Here is a 23,626-nt window from a genome sequence, read left to right as displayed (position 1 = left end):
TTGTTTCCTCCTTTATCAATTCCACTATCTATACTATACCTTGTTTTACGTCATTTGCCAAGAAAAAAACGAACACATATTCGATTTTTTCTTGGCAGATTTTTTAAGAAAAGAGTATTTTCTATTAGAAAAAACGCACTTTTATAAAGGAGTAAACCTAACAAAAAACAAAATTAACTCTCTTTTAATAAGTTGAGTAAGTGATGCAGACCATATTTCACAGCACGCTTTCGAATGCCCGACCGGCTGCCTGTAAACATCCATTCAAACACGTCCGTCTGGTCTTTCGTAGATAGTCCAATGAACACTTTTCCAACAGGCTGACCCTCTTGGGTATCAGGTCCTGCTACACCCGTAAAGCTAATGCCAATATCACTTCCGGTCAGCTTTCTAACTCCTTCAGCAAGCTCTAAAGCACACTCTTTGCTGACAGCACCATGAGAAGACAATGTTTCCTCCCGGCAGCCAAGTACCTGCTGCTTGACTTGGTTTGTATAACAAACCACACTTCCGTTCAAAATGGATGATGCTCCTTCGAGATCTGTCAGCCATTCGGAGAACATTCCGCCAGTCAGGCTTTCTGCTGCTGCTACTGTTTTTCCGTGCTCGTGCAAGGCTTTGGATGCTTCGCGGACAAGTGATGTATCCCCATATCCGTAGAAGTACTCACCTACCCGCGCCAAAATTTGCGCTTCTGTTTCTTTTAACAGACGCTCTGTTTCTTTTTCATCCTCATGCTTAGCAGTCAGCCTTAGCGTCACTTCACCGTCAGATGCGAGTGGTGCAATTGTCGGATTCGTTTGAGCGTCAATTAAATCTTCTAGGTCTGTTTCAAGCTGCGATTCACCGATTCCGAAGAAGCGCAGAACAACAGACACGATCTTTTCCTTTAAGCCAAGCTTCTCAGAAATCAGCGGCTTTGCCTCGTTTTCAAACATCGGGTGCAATTCACTTGGCGGTCCAGGAAGAAGCATATAAAACGTATCGTCTTCTTGAACAAACATACCCGGGGCCATCCCGAAACGGTTCACGAGCACATCAGACCCTTCTAGAACGAGTGCCTGCTTACGGTTGTTCGGTGACATAACGCGTCCGGTCTTTAGAAAGTAGTCTTGAATCGATTCAAATGCTTCTTCATTTAGTACAAGCTCTTTCCCAAGCGAGCTCGCAATGGTTTCTTTTGTTAAGTCATCTTTGGTTGGTCCAAGACCACCTGAGAAGATAATAAAATTAGATCTTTCCTGCGCCACCTGAATGGCCTGTTTTAAACGCTCTGGATTGTCACCAACTGCTGTGTGGTAATAAACATTCACACCAATTTCAGCTAGTTGTTTGCTGATGAATTGTGCATTCGTATTCGTAATTTGCCCTAGCAATAGTTCGGAACCGACTGCAATAATTTCTGCTTTTCTCTCTGACTTCAAAGCGTACACGTCCTTTTTAGTTAGAATTCTTTAAAGCTTCCCAGTTTTTTACAAAGTAATCCCAACCTGAGACAACAGTGAAGAACACCGCTACCCACATCGCTAGATCACCAAACGGGAATGACACTAGTTCAAACGGCAGGTTATGCAGTAAAAGTGCTGAAATCGCAATGATCTGCGCCCATGTCTTCACCTTTCCAAGCATATTCGCTGCCACTACTTCACCGCCTCCGGCTAATACAAGCCTTAGACCTGTTACAGCAAATTCACGGCTGATGATCACAATCGCCATCCATGCCGGTGTGAGGTTGTATTGAACAAGTATAATTAAAGCAGCTGAAACAAGCAATTTATCTGCAAGCGGATCTAAAAATTTACCAAAGTTCGTCACTAAATTAAGCTTACGTGCGTAGTATCCATCAATCCAGTCAGTTGTTGAAGCGACAATAAACAGGATCGCTCCAACAAGGTGCGTCACTTCGATGCTGACGTCGCCAAAGCGCGCAACACCCCAATCTAGCGGTGCAAGCATAATAATCATAAAAACAGGGATCAAGGCGATCCTAGAAAGGGTTATTTTATTCGGTAAGTTAAACATGAAATCCAATCCTCCAATAATGCAATTTTTTATGTATATAATAGTAGGAACAAAAGAAAAGTCATCTACTTGCTTAAGATGACTTTTCCTTTCCTTTATTCACAATCACAATGTTTTGTGTCATGGTGTTCTTAGGGTCTAATTCGTACTTAAGTGTCTCGTCATTTACCTTGATATCTATTCCAGACGCATTGCCTAGGCGGATATCGACCTGAGAAAGCTCAGACAGGTCTGTTTTAAACGATTCGCCATCTTTTAGTTCACCCATCTTCAGCACTTTTCCAGATTCGTCTCTTACGCGCAGCCATGAAGCTTGCGAGGCAGAAATGGTTAACTCCATTTCGTCTGCACCTGATACTTCATACGTTGTTGTCGAGCCTTCTGTATTCGTCGCCTTTAAAGAAACAGTTTCATCGTCTTTTGATGAATCGTCTTTTTTAGAAGATTTTTCTTTATCATCTGACGAAGCTTTTTCTTTTTTCTTTTGATCTTTTGCAAGAGATGAATCCTCAGATACTTCATATTTAGATTCTGATTGCTGAGGGGCCGCCTGATTATTCTTCTGTCCGCTATCATGATTGACCGCCTGCACGATCACATAGATGATGGCGATGACCACAATGATGCCTCCAATAATTAAAATTGTCGGCAATAGTTCAAGCACTTTCGAGGCAGGCTTTGGCAGCTCTCTTTGCGGCTTAATATTCGATAATTTATCAGATACTTCATCGTTATACGTGCTTGGAACATCTTTACGAAATTCTTCGAACAATTGTTCAGGATTCAGTCCAACGGCTTCGGCATATTGTTTAATAAACGCTCTGACGTAAAATTTACCTGGAATAATATCATAGTTTCCTTGTTCGATTGCTAGCAAATAGCGCTTTTGGATCTTGGTAGCCGCCATCAGATCCTCCAGCGACATCCCTTTTTCCTCTCTGGCCTCAACGAGCCGTTTTCCCAATTCAGTCAAAACAAACACCTACCATTACCATATTAAAAATCGAAGCCGGAAAAACCAGAATGATCAAACACTTGTGGTTCTTCAGCGTGTTCATATGTAATCTCTTCGTCTGCGCTATTCCGCAATTCAATGATATAGTCGAAATCATCCATTGTATATTCTGAATTTTGAATAAAGATGTCTGGATGCTCGACCACCTTCGTTGCCGGCAGTCTCATAATTTCCCTTAAAAGCTGCAAATGCTTCTCAGAACCTCTTCTTGTCGACACAATCCCATCAATAATAAAGACGTTATCTGGGCTGTATTCATCTGCGATCAGCTGACTTCGGATCGTCTGTTTCAAAAGAGTTGATGATACAAACAGCCATCTCTTGCTTGCACAAACACTTGAAGCCACAATTGATTCTGTTTTTCCGACACGCGGCATTCCGCGAATCCCAATCAATTTATGTCCTTCTTTTTTAAAGAGTTCAGCCATAAAATCAACAAGAAGACCGAGCTCGTCTCTTTCAAAACGGAACGTCTTTTTGTCATCCGCATCACGCTGTATGTATCTTCCATGACGAACAGCTAAGCGGTCACGAAGCTTTGGCTGTCTTAATTTCGTTACTTTTATCGTTTCCATTGTATTTAAAATTGATTCAAGCCGCTTAATTTGATCTGTGTGGTCACAGCGTAAAAGCATTCCGCGTCTTGATACATCAACACCATTGATTGTCACAATATTAATTGAAAGCATCCCCATTAGAGAAGAAATGTCTCCTAAAAGTCCGGGACGGTTTACCTGTATCTCATATTCAAAATACCATTCGAGCTTTGCCAAATGATATTACCCCCTTCATTGTGGCAAATTTTTACCTTCCTTTATCATAAAGCATTTTCACATTTTTAGAAAGCACAATGTTGTGAAACGGTTAAAATAAAAAGAGAGGCACAAACGACCTCTCTTTTTGTTTAGTGCGAGCTATTATTTTCAACCAGCTTGACCATCATATTTGCAATGGCACGCTGCTCATCTTCTGATGCAACGCTCCAAAGGTCAGCAAGTACTCTTTCCTGCTCGTTCTTTGCCTCAACTTCGTTAGCTAGATATCCGCCAATTTCATACGCAAGGTTATTGATGGTCTCATCCTCTAAACCTTTATCCTGCGCATGATTTAAGCGATCACCTAAAAAGTTTTTCCAATGGTCCCAGTTCTCAAGTACAGACATGTCGATTCCTCCATTCGAAAAGATGAATTACAGCCATAGCTTTTGTCATGGAGAGACGAATTATACACGTTTTTTAACAGTACCAGCCGCCATTGACAGATAAAATTTGACCGGTGATATAACTTGACTGTTTTGAGGCGAGAAACCAAATGACATCTGCAACCTCCTCAGGCGATGCAAGCCGGCCAAGCGGAATTTCTTCTTCCAGCATCGCGATGTCTTCCTGCGTAAAACGATTCATCATGTCTGTTTTGACAGCACCTGGCGAGACAGCATTTGCTCTAATTCCACTTGGAGCAAGCTCTTTTGCTAATCCTTTTATAAATGCATTTTGCGCACCTTTGACCATGCTGTACAGCACTTCACACGATGCTCCCGTTTCTCCCCATATCGAGCTGACCGCAATGATATGGCCTGCTTTCTTTTGAATCATGGCAGGTAAAAGGGATTGGGTAAGCTCATATGGACTTGTGACATGAAGCTGCACCATACTGGCTAATACGTCTTTTTCTGTGTCTGTCACCAATCCGACATGGCTCCTGCCGCTATTTAAAACAAGAATATCTGGACAGAGCGGCAGACGGCTGACAAGCTCATCTGCTCCTCCCGTTTTAGATAAATCTGCTTGAACGACATGCGTTTGAATGGAATATACCTCATCCAAATGAGCGGCGAGGCGCACAGCTGCCTGTTCATTTTTATAATAATGGAGCATCACATGGCAGCCTTCTTGGGCAAGCTTTTTGGCAACTGCCTGCCCAATCCCGCCACTGGCACCTGTTATCAGCGCCCAACGACTCGTCACATTGATTCCTTCTTTCTATATAGAATACCTATTCTTTTCGTTTAAATGGGAACCAGTTGGCTGATCCGAACAATTTCACCATCACAGGTACGAATAATGGTAGCACAACGAGTGCGTACAGTAAAAGTCCTGTGAGGACAAGTGTTGCAATCTGCAGGAGAGACAGCACACCGGATGGAAGCATTGCGGCAAATGTACCTGCCAAAATAACAGCAGCAGACATAATGACAGATCCCATATTTTTCATTGATTCAGTCATGGCAAACTGGATGTCTTTTGTTTTATATTCATTGAACCGCTCCATTAAGAAAATCGAATAATCGACTCCGAGCGCCATTAATATGACAAATCCAAAGAATGGTACTGCCCAGTTAATGCCAGGATATCCGAAGAAATGGGTGAAAATAAATTCTGTTACACCGATTGCTGTAAAGTAAGTCAATATGAGTGAACCTACCAAGTAAAGCGGCATGACAAGCGAACGGAACAAAATCACCAAAATAAGGAAAATACCAATCATCATGTAAAGAACTGTCTTATTGAAATCTTGGTCTGACAGCTGTTTTAGATCAGCGTTCATACTTGATACACCTGAGACGCCAAATGACGCATCTTTTAGGTTTGTTTCAGGAAGTGCCCGCTCGACAGAAGCTTCCACTTGTTTAATTATCGACAAGGCGTCATTTCCATATGGATTTTTCTCTAAAATGACATCAATTTTTGTCATCTTGCGGTCATCTGACATGTATGAATCAAATACTTGCTTGAATGCTTTATTTTTTAAGACGTCTTTTGGAATAAACCAGCCGGTCATATCTTGATCTGGTGCATTTTTCAGTTCGTCTAAGTAGTCACCTGCACCCATTAAGCCGCTTGAAATTTTCTCCAATCCTTTCACACTTTTGTTCAGACCGTCTGTCAGCTTGGTCAGGTTATCCCCAAAGCCGCCAATCTTTTCTTTCATTTGCTTTTGGCCATTCATGATGTCGCCCGCTCCATTTGCAAGCTTTGGCATATTATCAGCTAATTGTCCTTGACCTTTAGACGTTTGATCCAGTCCATTTTCAACTGCATCTAAGCCAGCAATGAGTTCATCGATTTGATTTGTCAAGACTTTTTGCTGCTCAGAAGCTTTTGCGATAAAGGCATCAGCTGCTTCAAGCTGCTTTCTAGCTTCTTTCGCTTGTTTGGCATAGCTGTCTGCCTGTTTCGCCCCTTCTTGCAAAGTCGCAGAAAGTTCATTGTACGAAGCTTTAATCGCTTGATACGATTGATTTTCTTTTACCTGCGGGATTTGCTTTTCAAGGGTACTAAATTGTGTATTTGCTTGTTTGATTAACGCTTTTACATCTGCTGCGGCAGAGGATGACGTATCCACTTGCGCTAATGCTGCCTTTAATTCTTTGGAAATGCTTTTATACAGTGAAACTTGCTGATTCACTTGTGCGACTTGAGCCATTAATTCCTTTTTTGCACCTTTGATTTCATCTTTAATGGCTGCTACACCTTTTTTATTTTGGTCGATGCCGTTTTGCAATTTTCTTAAGGATTTTTCAACATTTTGAATCCCTGTTTGCACAGATTCTGTACCAGAAATCAATTTGTTAATGCCTTTTCCTGATGATTTGATTTGCGGCGTTTGATCCTCAATGGATTGACTCATTGTCGTCAGTGCATCTTGGATGTTTTTCAAGCCTTCATTGCTTTTATCAAGTCCTGTGTTCAGTTCTTTGGCTTGTGATTTTACGTACAGATCACTCAGCCCTTTACCGACAGGACGGGTGGCACTTCTGACTTTGCTGACGCCATCTGTTTGTTCAATTGCACGGCTGAGTTTTTCGATGGCAATCAGCCCTTCATTGTTGTCTAAAAGGTCAGATGATTTCACAACCACTGTTGCCGGAAGTGCTTCACCCGGTCCAAACTTATCAGAAATGGTATTGAATGCGTTAACCGATTCGTATTTATTACCAATTTCATCTAAGCTGTTATAAGAAAGAGTTCCTTTATACATGAGAATTGGCGGAAGCGTAATGATTCCTACAATTAATAAACTGAAAAGCGGTTTCTTAAATGAAAAACGGCCTGCTGTTTCCCACATTTTTGACTGCGGGTGGGCAATATCGCCTTTAATCGGCCAAAATAACACCTTTCCTAAAACTGCCATAAAGAACGGCACAATCGTGAGAAGAGCCACAATGAGCACAGCAACCCCAACTGCTACTGCAACAGCTGATTTATAAAGCTGGAATTGTGCCAAGCCAATACATGTAAAACCGATCAGAACCGCAATTCCGCTGAATAAGACGGTCTTTCCTGCTGTTTTATACGTAATCAGAATCGCCTCAATTTTATCTTTACCGTGTGCGATCTCTTCCTTAAAACGGCTGAGAAGCAGTATGCAGTAGTCCGTTCCAATTCCAAACATGATCGCGACCATAAAGATCTGAGTAAAGGTCGAGAGCGGAAAGTCTACATATTTCACTAAATAAGCTACGATTGATTGACTCACCAAGTAAGACAGTGCCACTGCGACTAACGGAACGAAAGGCGCCACAGCTGACCTAAAGACAAGAATAAGGACAACGAGAATAAACCCAATCGTAATGAATTCTGTTTTCTTCAGGCCTTCCTGCGAACTTGTAATAACATCATCATCAATTAACGGCTGCCCTGTCATTTCAAATTTCAGATTTAAGCTTTTCAGCTTTTCATTGACTCTATCTTTAAAATCGGACGCTTTGATTTTGTTTGAGTCGTATGTAACTGGAACAAGGAGTGTCGTTTGATCTTTAGAGAGCATTTGTTTTTTGATATCTTTATTGGCTTCAAAGTAAGAAGTAATGTCCTCTATGTGGAGATCTTGATCCTTTTCTAAAATATCCATTGCCTTTTTTAAAGATGTTTCTCTTTCTTTCACAATGTTCTTTTCTTGAAAGACAATGACGATTGATTTTTCTGTATCGCCGTTTTCAGACATTTTCTTTAATAACTGATTGGCATATGAGGACGGATAGCCGTCTGGTACAGAAATTTGCCCCTTTTCTTTTGTTAATTGCGCCATATTAGGAGCGGTGATGAGTAACACTGCCGCTAATACGACCCACAGGATCGTGATCAGCCATCTACCCTTTATGATTGCTCTCATTAGTACTTTGTGCCTCCTCTTCGATGATCACTTGATAGATCTTTTCATATGTTTGAATAAATGATTCCATTTCTTTTTCTTCAAGCTTTTCAAAATAAGACCGAACTAAGTCTTGAAGCTGCTTTTCCATTCGGCTGACCACTTCTTTGCCCTCTGGCGTGACGTACAGATGAACATTCCTTCTGTCAGCTTGATCATGTTCACGAAAAATATAGTTTTTCGTAAAAAGACGGTTGGTCATGGATGTTACAGCACTTTTGTTTACATTACATACATAAGCAAGGTCCGTAGATGTACACCCTGGATGTAAATTGATGTATCGAAGCGAGTAATATTGATCAAGCGTCAGCTCTTTATCAAGCTTTTCGGTGATCATACTCGAGACTTTTTTCTCCATCCAGAGATAGACATCTGCATACCTCTGGATGAGCTGGGCAATTTTATTTTGTTCCATACGCTGCTCCTTTTTAGTTTAAGTGTTTAACTATTAAAGAGTTTAACTAATATCCAAAACAAATGTCAATGAATATCCTCGTAAATAAAGCGGCTTTTTCAATGAACATAAAAAAGACAAACTCTGCCGATATGAGTTTGTCTTTTTAAATTTATTTTGTTTTTGGGACGACTTTGAAAACAGACATCCGTTCTTCATCAATTTCTTCATCTAAAATTTGCTGAATATCAGCTAATTGAATTTGTTCCAGCATTGTGACGACATCAAATAAGCTCATGTCTAAGAATGCATATCGAGTAAATTGGTTCGCGATATATTCTGGAGAATTCATGGCTTTTAAAAAGCTGCCGATTTTTTTCTTGCGTGCAAGCTCAATTTTCTCTTCTGTCATGAGGCTTTTTGCTTGAAGAAGGGTTTCTTTTAATACCTTTGCGAGTTGATCAGGATCATTTGTATCCCCGCCAACTGAAGTGAAGCCAAAACCGCCTTCTTCGGTATAATCGTAGCTGAATGTTTCATCAATTAAGCCCTTTTCATACATCTGTTCATATTGTAAGGAGCTTTTGCCAAACAGCGTCTCTAAAATGAGATTCATCCCAAGCTCATGCTTTAGCAGCTGATTTCCTTTTTTATGCGGATTCTTTGTTTTCAAACCGAACATACATTTAGAGCCTTGTACGTTCATTGGAAGTTCGTATTCTTTCCGGTATACACCTTCAGGCTCATTGATGTCTTTTCGTTTGATCTCCGGCTGGTCTGTAAATGGCTTTTTCGCCTGATTCGCTCTGACTTGATCTAAAATTTGCTTCGGATCAACAGGCCCGACAACGAATAGAAGCATATTGCTCGGGTGATAGAACGTTTCATAGCATTCATATAAATGATCTTTTGTAATAGGGGCAATGCTCTCTACTGTTCCAGCAATATCTATTCTCACAGGATGCTCTTGATATAAATTTTCAATCAGACCAAAGAATAAACGCCAGTCCGGATTGTCATCATACATGTTAATCTCTTGACCAATGATGCCCTTTTCTTTTTCGACTGTTTTTTCAGTAAAATAAGGCTCTTGAACAAAATCAATGAGTGTCTCAAGGTTCTGTTCGACATTTGAGGTGCTTGAGAATAAATAAGCCGTTCTTGTAAACGTTGTAAAAGCGTTTGCGGATGCTCCTTGTTTACTAAAAGTATGAAACACGTCTCCATCTTCTTTTTCAAACAGCTTATGCTCTAAGAAATGGGCAATTCCGTCAGGCACTCGAATCATGTCTTCTTTTCCAAGCGGCACAAATTCGTTATCGACAGAGCCATATTTTGTTGTAAAGGTCGCATAGGTTTTGTTAAACCCTTGCTTTGGCAGCACATAGACGTCAAGTCCGCTTTCCATTTTTTCGTGATAGACCGTTTCTTGCAGCTGATCGAATTGAATTGTTTTCACTGTCATGAAGCACCCTCCGTTCCTTTAAGAAAATAGGTCGTATCCCATTCGATTTTCTGACCCACTTTGATGATGTCCTCTTTTGTCACTCGGTCTAATGCTTCTAAAAAGGAATCAAGGGTTTCCCCAGTTGGCACAACGGCATGCTGATACAAATATTCTGCTGTTCCATAAGACGTATCGATCGTTTCAAGCAGCTGGTTTTTGACGACTGCTTTTGTTTGATCAATTGCTTCATCTGAAAAATCACCTTTTTGCATCGCTTCAAATTGTTCTTTGATGATGTCTACTGCCTGCTGGTAGTTGCCGACTTCAATTCCTGACATGACCATCATCAAGCCTTTAAAGCTCTCAAGTCTAGACACAGCATAGTACGCAAGACTTGCCTTTTCACGAACATTAATGAATAGCTTAGAATGCGAGAAACCGCCGAATATACCATTAAACAAATGCAGCGCCGGATAATCTTTATCTGCAATCGTTGTATGTGTACGAAAGCCGATATTCAGCTTGCCTTGTTTTACGTCCTCTTCATCAATGACTTCTTTTGGTCCATTTTGAGCTCTTGCTGATTCAGTCTGCTTTTTGACTGGTTCTCTTTCACTTGTTTTAAAGTACTGGGAGACCATTCGGCTGATGTCTTCTTCGTCAACATCTCCGACAACATAAAGATCAAGCTGGTTTGATTGAAGCGCATGCTCATAAGCTTCAAAGAGCGAGTGAGCTGTGATGGCGTCAATGTCTTCCATTTCACCATTGACGTGCAGTGCATATGGTTCTCCTTTACACATTTCCTGCACGAGTCTTAAGTTCGAATAACGCATTTTGTCATCATAAACTGCCTGAATTCGCTGTTTTAAAGTGCGTTTTTCTTGATCCACATATAATTGACTAAACACCCCATCTTCAACATACGGGTGGAATAATAGGTCGGATAGTAAGGAAATCCCTTTTTCTAGTAAAGGAGTTTGATCCTTTAAATATTTTTCATTCGCCATTTCTAGGCGGAAGGTAATGATGTGATTCTCACCTTTTTTTGCCATGTCTGCCGAAACGGTTGCTCCATAGAGCTCATCAAAATAGGCACGCAGTGCTCCTGTTTTGGGCATCTTTTCTGTTCCTCTTAACAGCACATGCGGGAAAAGAGAACGCATGGTGACGTCATCTTTGGATAGCGGTGCAAGCATTTTAAAAAGGATTGTCACGGTTTTAAATTTTTCTGTTTTGACAATATGAGTATGAAGACCGGGTGTGTCCAGTGTCTTCTCTTGTAAGTACGTCATGAGAAACCTCCTTTGTTCATCCTATTTATTATGTATTAGAACATGGCTGATATATACGTGAAACAGCCATTTAATAGACATTATATCAATCAGAGGAAAGGATAGGAAATAAAAACGCCTCTGCTCATAGCAGAGACGCCAGTCGTTATTTCATTCTAAACGGCCACCAATTCCATTTACCAAAAATACGAACCATGACCGGAATAAAGAGGGGCAATACAACAAAAGCATATAATAAAAGTCCAATGAGTACGACCGTTGCAATTTCAACAAGCGATAATACTCCTGATGGCAGCATAGCAGCGAACGTACCTGCTAAAATGGCCACTGCAGAAATAATGACAGAACCCATATTTCTCATCGCTGATATCATCGATGCTTGTACATGCTCTCCCTTCCATTCATTAAAACGATCCATGAGGAAGATGGAATAATCGATCCCGAGCGTCACAAGAATGACAAAGCTGAAAAATGGAACAGCCCAGCTGACACCATCGTAGCCAAAAAATGTTTTAAAGATCCATTCTGTTAACCCGATTGATGTAAAATACGTTAAAATCAGTGAAAGTGTTAAGTATATCGGCATGACGATTGACCGTAATAAAATAATTAAAATAATAAAAATACCAATTAACATGAAGAAAACAGTTCGAATAAAGTCACCGTCAGACGTTTCTTTTAAGTCCACATTTAAGCTTGAGATACCAGATACACCGTATTTGGCATTTTTGAGTCCACTTACAGGTAAATATTGATCAAGGGTTTCCTCAATTTTCGCGACACCTTTCATCGCTTCATTACTGTATGGATTCACATTTAAGATGACTTCAAAAGTCGTTAATTTACGATCTGGAGACATATACGTATGAAAGATTTGCTTAAATTCTTGGCGTTTCAGCACTTCTTCTGGAATAAACCAGCCCGTTATTTCTTCATCTGGCGCTTGCTGAAGCTGCTTTAAGTAGCCGTCAGCTTCGGTGAAGCCGCTTTTGACCTGTTCAAGCCCTTCAATACTTTCACCTAATCCATCTGTTAACAATGTAAGTTTTGATGAAAGCTGGCTAAATCCTTTTTTGATGGCTTTTTGGCCGTCTGTCAGCTGATCTGCACCATCTTCGATTTTAGGCATTTCTTTAATCAATTGTTTTTGGCCCTCATTTGTTTGGCCAAGGCCGTCATAAATTTGATCAAGCCCATCCATGAGCGCTTGCACTTGGCGTTTTACTTCTTTTTGCTTGCTTGATAAGGTTTGAATCACTTGATCTGCCTGCTTGATCTTTTGCTTAAAGTGAGCGGCTTCCTCTTCATATACACTCATTTGATCCCCTGCTTGATCAAGCATTCCTTTTGTTTCTTTGAATACCTTCTTGATTTCTTTATATTCATCCATGTCTTTTACTTCTGGAAGACGATTTTCTAGTGCTTCAAATGATAGATTTTCATAGGATGCCCTTACTTTCTTAATGGTTGTCATCAGCTGCTGATTCGATTTCGCATGGCGTTCAAGTGTATTCACCACTCGCTCTAGCTCTTGAATCATCGTTTCGCTGCTGCGATATTCTTGCTCTAATTCTTTTTTCGCTTTTTTGATTTTACTTCGAATGGTGCCGACGCCTTCCTTACTGCGTCTCACCCCATCTTCTAAAGAGATTAGGGATTCCCTGACTTCTCCGATACCGCTTTTGATTGCTTTTGTTCCATCAATCAGCTGGTCAATGCCTTGAGCGGATTCTTCAATTTTTGGTTTTTGTTTGAGAAGAGCGAGATTTGTTTCGGTCAAGCCATCTGAAATTTTCCCGATCCCTTCATGGCCTTTGCCGAGTTCTCCTCCAAGCTCTTTCGCTTGAGAGGTGACATAAAGCTGGCTCAGCCCGTCCCCAACAGGACGCGTGACACTGCGGACTGTTTTGACTTCGTCAATGTCATTTAATTTACGAGTCAGTTTTTCAATCATGACAATCTTTTCTTGATTATCCAGCTTATGATCATTTTCGACAAGCACATTCAGCGGCAGCGCTTCACCAAAGCCAAATTGCTCTGATATCGTATTAAATGCTGACACCGACTCATATTTATTCCCGATTTCATTTAAACTGTTATAAGATAGGGTGCCGTCGTACATCAGAATAGGAGGTACCGTAATAAGAGCGACTAACCCTAAGCTGATCAGCGGCCTTTTAAATGAAAAACGCCCAGCCCATTCCCACATTTTACTTTGCGGGTGCCGAATGTTTTCTCTTTTAGATGGCCAGAATAGAGATTTTCCGAAAACAGACATAAAAAAGGGAACGATGGTGACAAGGGCAATCAGCAGAATGCCTACTCCAACGGCAACACTAACGGCTGATTGATACAATTGGAATTTAGCAAATCCAATACTTGAGAAGCCGACTAACACGGCTAAGCCGCTGAAAAATACCGTTTTCCCTGCACATTGATATGTGACGATAATCGACTCTTTGACATCACGGCCTTGACCGATCTCCTCTTTAAAACGGCTTAACAGCAGGATGCAATAATCCGTTCCGATACCGAACATAATGGCTACCATAAAAATCTGAGTAAAATTAGATAGAGGAAATTGTGTATATTCTACGAGAAAAGCCACAATACACCGGCTGACAGCGTAAGAAATGCCTATCGTAATGAGCGGAACAACAGGTGCCAATATCGATCTGAAAACAATAATTAAAATAAAGAAAATAAAAATCATCGTGATAAGTTCAGTTTTCTTCAGACCTTGTTGAGAGCTTTGAATGACATCTGAATCCACAAACTTTTGACCCGTTATTTCATATGAGACATGATAGGGCTTTAAAACTTCCTCAATTTGTTCTTTAATCTTCACAGCTTTTGTTTCGTAGTGGTCGAATTTGAATGGAACAAGAAGTGTACTTTTATCCTTTGATAAAAGTTGTTTTTGAATGTCCGGATCTACATGAAAATACGAAGTAATTCCGTCAATGTGGAGTTCTGGGGCATTTGACATGAGTGCAGCTAAAGCCTTTTTTAATTCCTGCTCTTTCGCAGGGAACAGATGTTGTTCGGAGAATACAAGCACACCTGTATCTTTCTTCCCGTTCTTATCTGACAGCTTATCCAATAGGTGAAGTGCCTCAGCTGTTGGTGTCCCCTCCGGAACCTTTAATTGCCCTTTTTCTCTTGTTAATTCCTCTAAATCGGGCGCAGTAATAAACAGAATCACAGCTGTTATCATCCACACCACTAATACAATCCATCTTGCTTTAATTATTTGCAACATAGCTGCTTCAAGCTCCTTCTACTTCTTCAATCAATTTGCTGTATTTGAGCGTGTCTGAAGTGCTGACTGCGTCTCCTTCAAATGGCAGGATGACCTATTCAATTGTCCTTTCGTGTTGAAGAAGCATATCTCCATCATCAGCACGCGAGCTCAATTTCTGCCTAAAGAAAGACAGAAAATGAATGTTTTTGAACACCTCCAATTTGGGATAATTTAAAAGATATTACTATACATTAGTTTAACTATCAAAATTTTACATGTCAATTTATAAAAAAGAAAAAAGATGGCAAAATACCATCTTTTTTCTATATTTAAACCGTTTTTAATTGTTCACTCTCATCCTCTTCATCTGGCTGGATGAAAAAGAGGACCAAAAATAGTGAAATGAGACTGCAAATGGTCGAGAGAATAAAGACTATGGAGTCCCCTTTATCCATTAGATAGGCAAAAATCGGAGGTCCTAAAGCAACACCGATAAAACGCATACTGCTATAAAATGACGTAATGGTACCGCACTGCTCTTTTTCAATTCCTTCTGTAATCAGCGCATCAAGTGCAGGCAGCACAATACCGATGCCCACTCCGCCAATGCTTAAACAGATAAACAATACGAAAAAGCTGTGATTCCACCATAAAAAAATATAAGAAAGTGATAACAAAGCCATCCCTACGATTAAAAAGATTCTCATTTTTCCTTTTTCTTTTCCAATCGTTTTTCCAGCAATGTAGGAACTGATTGATAGAAAAAGGAGCGGAATACTCAGCAGGAGTCCTTTTTTAACGCCTTTTATTTGATAAGCTGCCTCGAGGTTATCGGATAAGTAAAAAAGCACACCAAAAAGAAGAAACATAATAAAACCGCCAATAGCAAAAATGGCATAAAGCCAGCGTCCCTCATGCTTAAAAATGGTCTTTGTTGATTTTAAAAATTCTTTAAATGTAGGCGGATCCTCCTCTTTTTTCGCCGACTCTACCATGAACAGTACCATGAGAAAGCTAATGATCGAAAAGAACGGAATGAACCAAAACGGCACAAACCAAAACCATGAAGCAAGAAGTGCCCCAATAATAGGGCTTAGTACCTTACCTGCTGTATTAGAGGTTTCAATGGCGCCAAGTCCGGCACTGACCTCTTCATCATCATGAAACAAATCTCCAATAAACGGCATAACGACAGGTGCGGCTCCAGCTGAACCAATCCCTTGAAGGACCCTGCCAAACAAAATCCACATATAAGGTTCTTTCATGATCGTTGAGGCGACTGCTGCCACAGCTCCTCCAAGTCCAGCGATTAAAAGACACGGCAGCAGTACCTTTTTCCGCCCAATCCGGTCTGATAAGTAACCGGCGATTGGAATACATAAGATGGCTACAACCGAATATACCGTAATAATGAGAGAGACTTGAAAGGAAGTAATCGAGAGTTTCTTTTCTATCTCTGGCAATACTGGTATTAACATCGAGTTCCCTAGTGTCATGATTAGAGGCACTGATGATAATGCAATGATATTCTTTTTACTGACTGTTTTCTCGCCCAACATCATTCACCCAATTCTATATACTGTTACGTATTAGTGTGGCAAGTTTGACGAGTATTATGTATGGGCAAACAAAAAGCAGCCGCCTATGGAAGCGACTGCTTATTAAAATCGTTTGCGTATGACATGAAAGCTGAATTTATCCGCTCGAAAATAATTGAGGGAGTATAAGACCGGCTGATCATCCTGATCATAGTGCATTTGTTTCAGTAATAATAACGCCGTTTCAGGGTCACAATCTAGAATCGGTGAGACCTGATCGTGGTAGCCAATTGGTTCAATGTCAGCAACTGCATATTTAATCCCGCTGTGCGGTTCTCTTCCAAACAGCTCAAAAAGAGACTCTTCTTCATGTGTAAAAGAAGCGGGAAGATGTTTGACCGGAATTTTATCTAAACAATAAACAACTGGCTGCCCATCTGCCGTTCGAACGCGTTCCATTGAAAAAATCCCATCAGATTTATCACACTGAAAACGAATGACATCATTCTCTGTCGGCTCCCCTTCTTGCGAGGATAAAAAGATGGTGCCAGGCGTCATATTGACCTGCTCAATCATTTTCGTGACACTTGTCAGCTGTTCTATGCCTGTTGAAAAAAGCGGTCTTGAATTGACGAAAGTCCCTACCCCATGCCTTCTAATTAAATACTTCTCTTCTTCTAATATACGAAGGGCCTCACGCAGTGTCGCTCTGCTCACACCTAAAAGTTTTGAGAGCTCAAACTCAGAAGGCAGTTTTTCTTTTTCAGCATATACACCTGTTTGAATATCTTCTTTAATACGGTCAATCACTTTCAAATATAAATGGCGATTGTCTGTTTTGGTCGACATGTTTTCCCTCCGTCTAATCAATGCAAATGATAAGATGAGAAATCTCTATTCCGAGATAAGTTGAACATAACTATATCATGTTTTTGCAAATAAATAAATAGTCTGACATCCAGTTAACATAATCATACTATTGTTTACTGTTTTTCAGGAAAGCTCTCTTCAATTTATGAAGAGAGCTCGTCATATTGTTCTTTTGAGAGAAGAACTTCTCTCGGTTTACTTCCTTCATACGGGCCTACAACGCCCCGCTCTTCCATTGCGTCAATGAGACGTGCCGCCCGGGTATAACCGATGCGAAATCTTCTTTGCAGCATAGAAACAGAAGCCGTCTGCATACCGATGATCAATTCTACTGCTTCATCATATAGATCATCTTCCACAGCCGCAAGCTGATCCTGCGTTTCTTCGCTCGGAATCATTTCCTCTTGGTATTGTGCTTTTTGCTGTGTGATCACGTGATCCACAACATGTTCCACTTCTTCATCTGATAAAAAGGCGCCTTGCACACGAACGGGCTTGTTTGCACCAACAGGTAAAAACAGCATGTCCCCTCTGCCCAGCAGCTTTTCTGCGCCTCCCATATCAAGGATCGTCCTTGAATCGGTTTGTGAGGATACGCTAAAGGCAATACGGGACGGGATGTTGGCTTTAATGACACCTGTAATGACATCGACAGAAGGTCTTTGTGTGGCGATAATCAAATGAATTCCCGCAGCACGAGCCATTTGAGAAAGTCGTGTAATGGAATCTTCCACATCAGAGGAAGCGACCATCATTAAATCTGCAAGCTCGTCTACAATGACAACAATATAAGGAAGCTCTGGCTGTTTAGCATCTTCTGTTTGATTCATCCGTTTAATGTAATCATTGTATCCTTCAATATTTCTTGTCCCCGTATGCGAAAACAATTCATAGCGGCGTTCCATTTCGCTGACTACTTTTTTAAGAGCCTGCGATGCTTTCTTAGGGTCTGTTACGACAGGAGCCAAAAGATGCGGAATGCCGTTATACACATTTAATTCAACCATTTTCGGATCAATCATCATCATTTTCACTTCATGAGGCTTCGCTCTCATGAGAATGCTTGTGATAATACCATTGATACACACACTTTTTCCGCTTCCAGTCGAACCTGCTACAAGCAAATGCGGCATTTTGTTCATTTCAGCAAGCACTGCTTCACCCGAGATATTACGGCCGAGTCCAATGAGGAGCTTAGCATTTGGACGGTCATTTTGCTTCGATTCTAATACCTCTTTTAATGAAACCATAGCAATTTCTGCATTCGGAACTTCGATGCCGATGGCTGATTTACCAGGAATCGGCGCCTCAATTCGAATGTCCTTTGCTGCAAGGGCAAGGGCTAAATCATCACTTAGATTGACGATTTTACTGACCTTCACGCCGACATCTGGATATACTTCATATTTGGTCACAGCTGGACCTAAATGAACCTGTGTGACTTTTGCTTTCACACCAAAGCTTTGAAATGTTTTTTCAAGCTTTCTTGCATTTTCATAAATATTTTTCTTATCTGTTTGCTGACCTGAATGTTGAGGCTCTGCCAAAATATCAAGTGACGGCAATTCATAATCTTTGTTTTCAAGTTCTGTAAATGTCATCGGAGGCGCCTCTTTTGGTTCATCGGCTGTATCTGATTGAACTGGTGCACTTTGCACAGAGTCCTGAAGAGGCGCTGTCTCTTTTGCTGTCTCTTTTGCCGCCTGCTTGTTTTGAACCGTCGGGGTGAGAATGTCATCTCTATCTGCAAAGCTTGAAATAATCGGCTGGCTATTATCAGAAGACGGCGTTTCCTCTTCGATCAAGATCAGATCATCCTCGTCTTCTTCTTGATTGCGTGAACGTTTTTTCTTTTCACCTGTTTTCTGAGAGGACGCGCTCTTTTTCGCCTGCCTGATTCCTTTCATATCTTCCACAAAGGCTTTCCACTGCTTCACCATAAATTGTGATACAGGAATCGTCACTTTTTTCACCATTTCCTGAAGGGATCGGTTTGTAATCAGGACAATTCCAATCAGCATCAGAACAATCGCCATGATTTGCGAGCCTGCTTGCGCAAATAAGAAATAAGAAGCAGCAAACAAGATGGCGCCGATCATGCCGCCCCCTAAATCAGGCGATCCTGTTTCACCTTTCATATCCATCAAGAAAAGCTCAAATGTATTTCTAATCACACTTTGAGAGCCAATGACGCCAGCAGATGAAAGATGCTGAAAGAGCTTCACATGTGACAAAAGCAAGATACTCGCAATGATGCAGTAGAGACCTGCTTTTCTTCTTGTTAAAATATCTGGAATTTGTTTTTTCCAGAAAATCGTCACACCAAAAAGAAATAATCCGATAAGACAGAGAATGAACCATTCACCTGCAAAAAATCGGAATAGATGTACAAAGGTTTGTCCAACAACGCCCAGCTGTAAAATGGCAATGATCGCTATGGCAATACAGACTAACCCATTTAATTCATATTTCAGTTTTAGCTGTTTATTTTGTTTTTTTCTCGTTTTCCGTTTTCTCTTTTTAGCCATACTCATCACCTTACTACGAAAGAAAATATAACCTACCGAAAGATCAGAAAGAAAGCAGCCTGGTTTTGGCTGCATCTTGTTGTAAGTTTTCCCTTTATTATAGCATAGAATCATTCATATGAGTCGGTTTGATTGGTGCCTAAATGTAACTTCAATCGCTTGCCTGGTGCAAGCTCTTGATTGAGAAAATCCATTGGATTGGTGCTCATGACTTGAACAATTTCTGCTTCATCTTCTTTCATTTCAACCATCACTGGCACACCTTGAATGTTTACCTGCTGGAGCTTGCGTTCTCCCTGTTCCTCAGCGTAAATGGCTTCATATGGCATAGGCGTATATAATATCATTGGATCAGCCCCTCGTTTTGAGATGCCCTGTCTCCGATAAGTTCGTTCAACTTTTTAATCGCTTGTCCTACACCGCCCACTTCATTCATGAGTCCGTATTCTGCTGCCTCATGACCAACGATATTTGTTCCGATGTCTCTCGTCAAATTGCCCTTTGAGAACATGAGCTCTTTAAACTTCTCTTCTGTAATGTTGGAGTGGCTTGTAACAAAGTTAATGACTCTTTCCTGCATTTTATCTAAGTATTCAAAGGTTTGCGGAACGCCAATCACAAGACCTGTTAATCGCACAGGATGAATGGTCATTGTGGCTGTTTCTGCAATATACGAATAGTCACACGATACAGCAATCGGGACACCTATCGAGTGGCCGCCGCCAAGCACAATCGAGACAGTTGGTTTCGATAAAGAAGCAAGCATTTCTGCAATCGCGAGTCCCGCTTCAACATCTCCTCCTACTGTATTTAAGATGATCAGAAGACCTTCTATTTTCGGGTTTTGTTCAACAGCTACGATTTGTGGAATGACATGTTCGTATTTGGTTGTTTTATTTTGCGGTGGAAGCTGCATGTGGCCTTCAATTTGTCCAATAATGGTGAGGCAATGGATATTTGTATCTTGCGGCAGCTGCGGAACGGCTGTTTCACCAAGCTGCTGTATTTTGCTCATAATGCTGTCTTTTTCTTCTGGCTTTCGCTCAGGCTGCTGTTCATTCTTTTCGTCCATTTGTCTCCATCCTTTCCTCAAACTCTTCTCCTATTATGAACAAATAGGGCATATTCCATCCGCATTCCTCATGCCACATCAAAAAAGCCCAAAGAGCTTATGCTCCTTGGGCTTAGCGTGTAGACAAACCCTCGCATTCGTTGTCAGTCCTGCGCTTCGGTGCTCACGAATGTCAAATTCGCTCCGCTCCGGTGCTCGTCCTTTCTAGACTGCAAAGGTTTTCTATCACGCTAAAAAGAAGACAAAGTGCTAAAATAAAGTTCATTTTAGCACTTTGTCAACAATCTAAAGCCCAAAGAGCTTATGCTCCTTGGGCTTTATCATCACACTTCCATAATAATTGGAATGATCATCGGCTTACGTTTTGTTTTTTCATATAGGAATTGATTTAGCACATCGCGCATGGATTGTTTCAATGTTGACCATTCAACAATTGAGTTTTCCGTTTGCTCTTTGACAATCTCTTTGACCATTTCTGTTGCTTTCACAATCAGCTCTTCGGATTCTCTTACATAGACAAATCCTCTTGTGATGATTTCAGGTCCAGAAATTAATTGTTTCTTTTGTTTATCGAGCGTAATGACAACAATCAAGATACCGTCTTGAGACAATAGACGTCTATCGCGTAACACGATGTTTCCGATATCACCAACGCCAAGACCATCGATCAAAATGTTTCCTTGATGAACTTTTTCACCGATTTTGACGTTCTGTCCTCTAAACTCAACAACATCTCCTTTATCAATCAAGAAAATGTCACTGCGTTTCATACCTACTTCTTCAGCAATACGAGAATGTGCTTTTTGCATACGATATTCGCCATTCACCGGAATTAAATACTTCGGTTTTAGTAAGTTCAGCATCAGCTTTAACTCTTCTTGGCACCCATGTCCAGATACATGTACACGTTTTTGCGCAAAAATGACTTGTGCTCCGCTCCTTGTAAGGAAATCCACTGTTTTAGAGTATGTGAGTTCTTGTCCAGGAAGAGGTGTAGATGCAATCACAACCGTGTCATCTTTTTCAATATGAAGCTGTTTGTGATTTTGCTTCGCCATTTTTGTTAAAGCAGCAAGCGGCTCTCCGTGGCTTCCAGCGGTCAGGATGACCACGTCGTTTTTCGCCATTTTCTTCACTTCTTGAACGGGTACAAATAATTCTTCGTCTGCTGTAACATAACCAAGCTTGATCGCCAGCTGAAGGGTTGTCATCATATTCTTCCCTGCAACGGCAAGCTTACGGCCATTTTGATTTGTTGCATTAATGATCTGCTGCACGCGGTTAATATTAGATGAAGACACAGCAACAATCACACGATTTTCAGCATTGTACATCGCATTTGAGATTTCGTCTTGGACGAGCGCCTCAGAAGGTGTATAGCCTGGTTTTTCAGCATTTGCACTGTCTGAAAGTAGTGCTAAAACGCCATTGTTTCCAATTTTCGCAATCTCTCCGATGTCACAGGCTTGGTTAAGCGCTGGGGTTTGATCAAATTTAAAATCACCTGTGCATACGATTGAACCAAGAGAGGTTTTGAAGCTGATCCCAACTGAATCAGGAATGCTGTGATTCGTTCTAAAGAACGATACTTTTGTTGTTTCAAAAGTAATAACTGATTTTGCATGTACCTCACGCAAATCAGCTTTTTGATTGAAGCCATACTGCTTTAATTTTTCTCGAAGTAACGCAAGGGTCAGCTTCGTTCCGTAGACTGGTACAGACAATTTGCTCAAGCAATGGAATACGCCTCCGATTGCTTCATCATGTCCGTGGGTAAGAAAAATTGCTTTCACCCGATCAGCACGCTCTGTTAAATAAGAGATATCAGGAATGACGACGTCAATGCCCAGCATTTCATTTTCTGGATGCATTAAACCTGCATCTACTACATATATGTCCGAATCAATCTCAATGACATATAGGTTTTTTCCGATTTCTCCAACGCCTCCGAGTGCAATAATTCTTACGTTCTCTGTATTTTTCTTTTTCAAAATTCTTATCCTCCTAGTCTCAAGCCCGTCCATCATCGCTTAATGCTATTATAACTGAATCTAATTTTAGAAAACAAGATGAAGTCACATTTTAAGAAAGTGTTTATGTATAAAAAACGGTCATACTCAGGGACATCTGAGAATGACCGCTTACGAAATCTTTTGTTTTGATCAGCTGTTTAAAACGCTGCTTAAATCCAGTCTCTCTTCTTCTGACAAAGGCAAAAGCGGAAGACGAACAGATCCGACATCTAGTCCTTTCAGCTGAAGGGCTGTTTTGACAGGTGTTGGATTTGGCGCTGAGAAAAGCTGTTTCATGATTGGAAGCAGCTTTTGATGGATCAATGCTGCATTCGCTGTCTGGCCTGAAGCATAGCTTTTCAGCATTTGCTGCATATCCAGCCCTACGATATGAGACGCAACCGAGACAACTCCTTTTGCACCAACAGATACAGCCGGAAGTGTTAAACTGTCGTCCCCTGAATATACGTCGAAATCTTCTGGCGTCTCTGCAATGATTTTTGTCATGGCATCAAGATCGCCGCTTGCTTCTTTGATGGCAACAATGTTAGGTATTTGCGCAAGCTTAATCGTTGTTTCTGGTGCTAATGACGCAGCCGTTCTTCCTGGTACATTGTAAAGCATGACAGGAAGAGATGTAGACTCGGCAATGGCTTTAAAGTGTGCATACATGCCTTCCTGTGATGGCTTGTTGTAATAAGGTACGACAAGCATCACTGCATCAACGCCCGCTTCTTCTGCTTTTTTCGTTAGTTTGATAGACGCATTTGTATTATTACTGCCTGTTCCTGCAATGATTTTACAACGACCATTTGCTAATTTGACCGATTGCTGAAAAAGAGCGACTTTTTCTTCATTCGATAAAGTTGGCGATTCGCCTGTTGTCCCTGCAACGACTAAGGAGTCACTGCCGTTTTTTAACAAGTAATCAATGAGAATTGATAGCTTTTGGAAATCGATGTTGCCCTTTTTATCAAAAGGTGTAATCATAGCTGTTGCGATATTTCCGAAATTCATTTTTTTCACCTCATCATG

General features: G+C 40.9%; 18 protein-coding genes. All 18 read right to left on the bottom strand.

Annotated elements, in window-relative coordinates; genetic code table 11:
• Nucleotides 1–173: 173 nt before the first annotated feature.
• The 18 genes from NSS80_RS08530 to dapA all read right to left on the bottom strand — a co-directional run bounded on the left by NSS80_RS08530 (nt 174) and on the right by dapA (nt 23,608).
• Nucleotides 174–1,424 (bottom strand): competence/damage-inducible protein A, encoded by a 1,251-nt coding sequence (locus NSS80_RS08530; RefSeq protein ID WP_041117442.1) that lies wholly within the window; start codon nt 1,422–1,424, stop codon nt 174–176.
• Nucleotides 1,425–1,440: 16 nt separating this feature from the next.
• Nucleotides 1,441–2,022 (bottom strand): CDP-diacylglycerol--glycerol-3-phosphate 3-phosphatidyltransferase, encoded by a 582-nt coding sequence (pgsA, locus tag NSS80_RS08525; protein ID WP_041117440.1) that lies wholly within the window; start codon nt 2,020–2,022, stop codon nt 1,441–1,443.
• Between the two features lie 73 nt (nt 2,023–2,095).
• The gene (locus NSS80_RS08520; RefSeq protein ID WP_061109885.1) at nt 2,096–2,995 is read right to left on the bottom strand and encodes a helix-turn-helix domain-containing protein; all 900 of its coding nucleotides are present in this window, start codon (nt 2,993–2,995) and stop codon (nt 2,096–2,098) included.
• Between the two features lie 23 nt (nt 2,996–3,018).
• Nucleotides 3,019–3,810 carry a DUF3388 domain-containing protein gene (locus NSS80_RS08515; RefSeq protein WP_003211480.1) on the bottom strand — a complete coding sequence of 264 codons (792 nt, stop codon included), beginning with the start codon at nt 3,808–3,810 and terminating at the stop codon, nt 3,019–3,021.
• A gap of 131 nt (nt 3,811–3,941) precedes the next feature.
• Nucleotides 3,942–4,199 (bottom strand): DUF3243 domain-containing protein, encoded by a 258-nt coding sequence (locus tag NSS80_RS08510; RefSeq protein ID WP_024424114.1) that lies wholly within the window; start codon nt 4,197–4,199, stop codon nt 3,942–3,944.
• Nucleotides 4,200–4,272: 73 nt separating this feature from the next.
• A complete protein-coding gene (locus NSS80_RS08505) occupies nt 4,273–5,004 on the bottom strand; it encodes an SDR family oxidoreductase (protein ID WP_051627347.1) in 732 nt (243 codons plus the stop codon).
• Between the two features lie 28 nt (nt 5,005–5,032).
• A complete protein-coding gene (locus NSS80_RS08500) occupies nt 5,033–8,152 on the bottom strand; it encodes an MMPL family transporter (RefSeq protein ID WP_317222036.1) in 3,120 nt (1,039 codons plus the stop codon).
• A complete protein-coding gene (locus NSS80_RS08495; protein ID WP_034281891.1) occupies nt 8,130–8,606 on the bottom strand; it encodes a MarR family transcriptional regulator in 477 nt (158 codons plus the stop codon). Before NSS80_RS08495 ends, NSS80_RS08500 begins: the two co-directional genes overlap by 23 nt.
• Before the next feature lie 151 nt (nt 8,607–8,757).
• Complete coding sequence (locus tag NSS80_RS08490) at nt 8,758–10,050, bottom strand: pitrilysin family protein (RefSeq protein ID WP_025092606.1); 1,293 nt, start codon at nt 10,048–10,050, stop codon at nt 8,758–8,760.
• The gene (locus NSS80_RS08485; protein WP_120206995.1) at nt 10,047–11,327 is read right to left on the bottom strand and encodes a pitrilysin family protein; all 1,281 of its coding nucleotides are present in this window, start codon (nt 11,325–11,327) and stop codon (nt 10,047–10,049) included. The genes NSS80_RS08490 and NSS80_RS08485 overlap by 4 nt, the downstream gene beginning before the upstream one ends.
• Before the next feature lie 145 nt (nt 11,328–11,472).
• On the bottom strand, nt 11,473–14,589 hold the full coding sequence (locus tag NSS80_RS08480) for an MMPL family transporter (protein ID WP_317222037.1): 3,117 nt from the start codon (nt 14,587–14,589) through the stop codon (nt 11,473–11,475).
• Between the two features lie 311 nt (nt 14,590–14,900).
• On the bottom strand, nt 14,901–16,133 hold the full coding sequence (locus tag NSS80_RS08475) for an MFS transporter (RefSeq protein ID WP_169510834.1): 1,233 nt from the start codon (nt 16,131–16,133) through the stop codon (nt 14,901–14,903).
• 99 nt (nt 16,134–16,232) lie between these two features.
• Nucleotides 16,233–16,958 (bottom strand): GntR family transcriptional regulator, encoded by a 726-nt coding sequence (locus tag NSS80_RS08470; protein WP_024424122.1) that lies wholly within the window; start codon nt 16,956–16,958, stop codon nt 16,233–16,235.
• Between the two features lie 164 nt (nt 16,959–17,122).
• A complete protein-coding gene (locus NSS80_RS08465; protein ID WP_041117428.1) occupies nt 17,123–19,507 on the bottom strand; it encodes a DNA translocase FtsK in 2,385 nt (794 codons plus the stop codon).
• A gap of 110 nt (nt 19,508–19,617) precedes the next feature.
• Complete coding sequence (locus tag NSS80_RS08460; RefSeq protein ID WP_008344712.1) at nt 19,618–19,854, bottom strand: YlzJ-like family protein; 237 nt, start codon at nt 19,852–19,854, stop codon at nt 19,618–19,620.
• On the bottom strand, nt 19,851–20,579 hold the full coding sequence (locus NSS80_RS08455) for a ClpP family protease (RefSeq protein WP_317222038.1): 729 nt from the start codon (nt 20,577–20,579) through the stop codon (nt 19,851–19,853). The genes NSS80_RS08460 and NSS80_RS08455 overlap by 4 nt, the downstream gene beginning before the upstream one ends.
• Before the next feature lie 323 nt (nt 20,580–20,902).
• Nucleotides 20,903–22,570, bottom strand: a complete 1,668-nt coding sequence (rnjB, locus tag NSS80_RS08450; protein WP_034281883.1) for a ribonuclease J2 — start codon at nt 22,568–22,570, stop codon at nt 20,903–20,905.
• Nucleotides 22,571–22,741: 171 nt separating this feature from the next.
• Complete coding sequence (dapA, locus tag NSS80_RS08445; RefSeq protein ID WP_024427012.1) at nt 22,742–23,608, bottom strand: 4-hydroxy-tetrahydrodipicolinate synthase; 867 nt, start codon at nt 23,606–23,608, stop codon at nt 22,742–22,744.
• Nucleotides 23,609–23,626 lie beyond the last annotated feature (18 nt).

The sequence above is a fragment of the Bacillus sp. FSL M8-0350 genome, assembly GCF_038593345.1.
GTDB classification, from domain to species: Bacteria; Bacillota; Bacilli; order Bacillales; family Bacillaceae; genus Bacillus; species Bacillus safensis.
The sequence above is the reverse complement of the archived record's forward strand: the minus strand, read 5'-3'. Positions and strand labels throughout refer to the sequence as shown.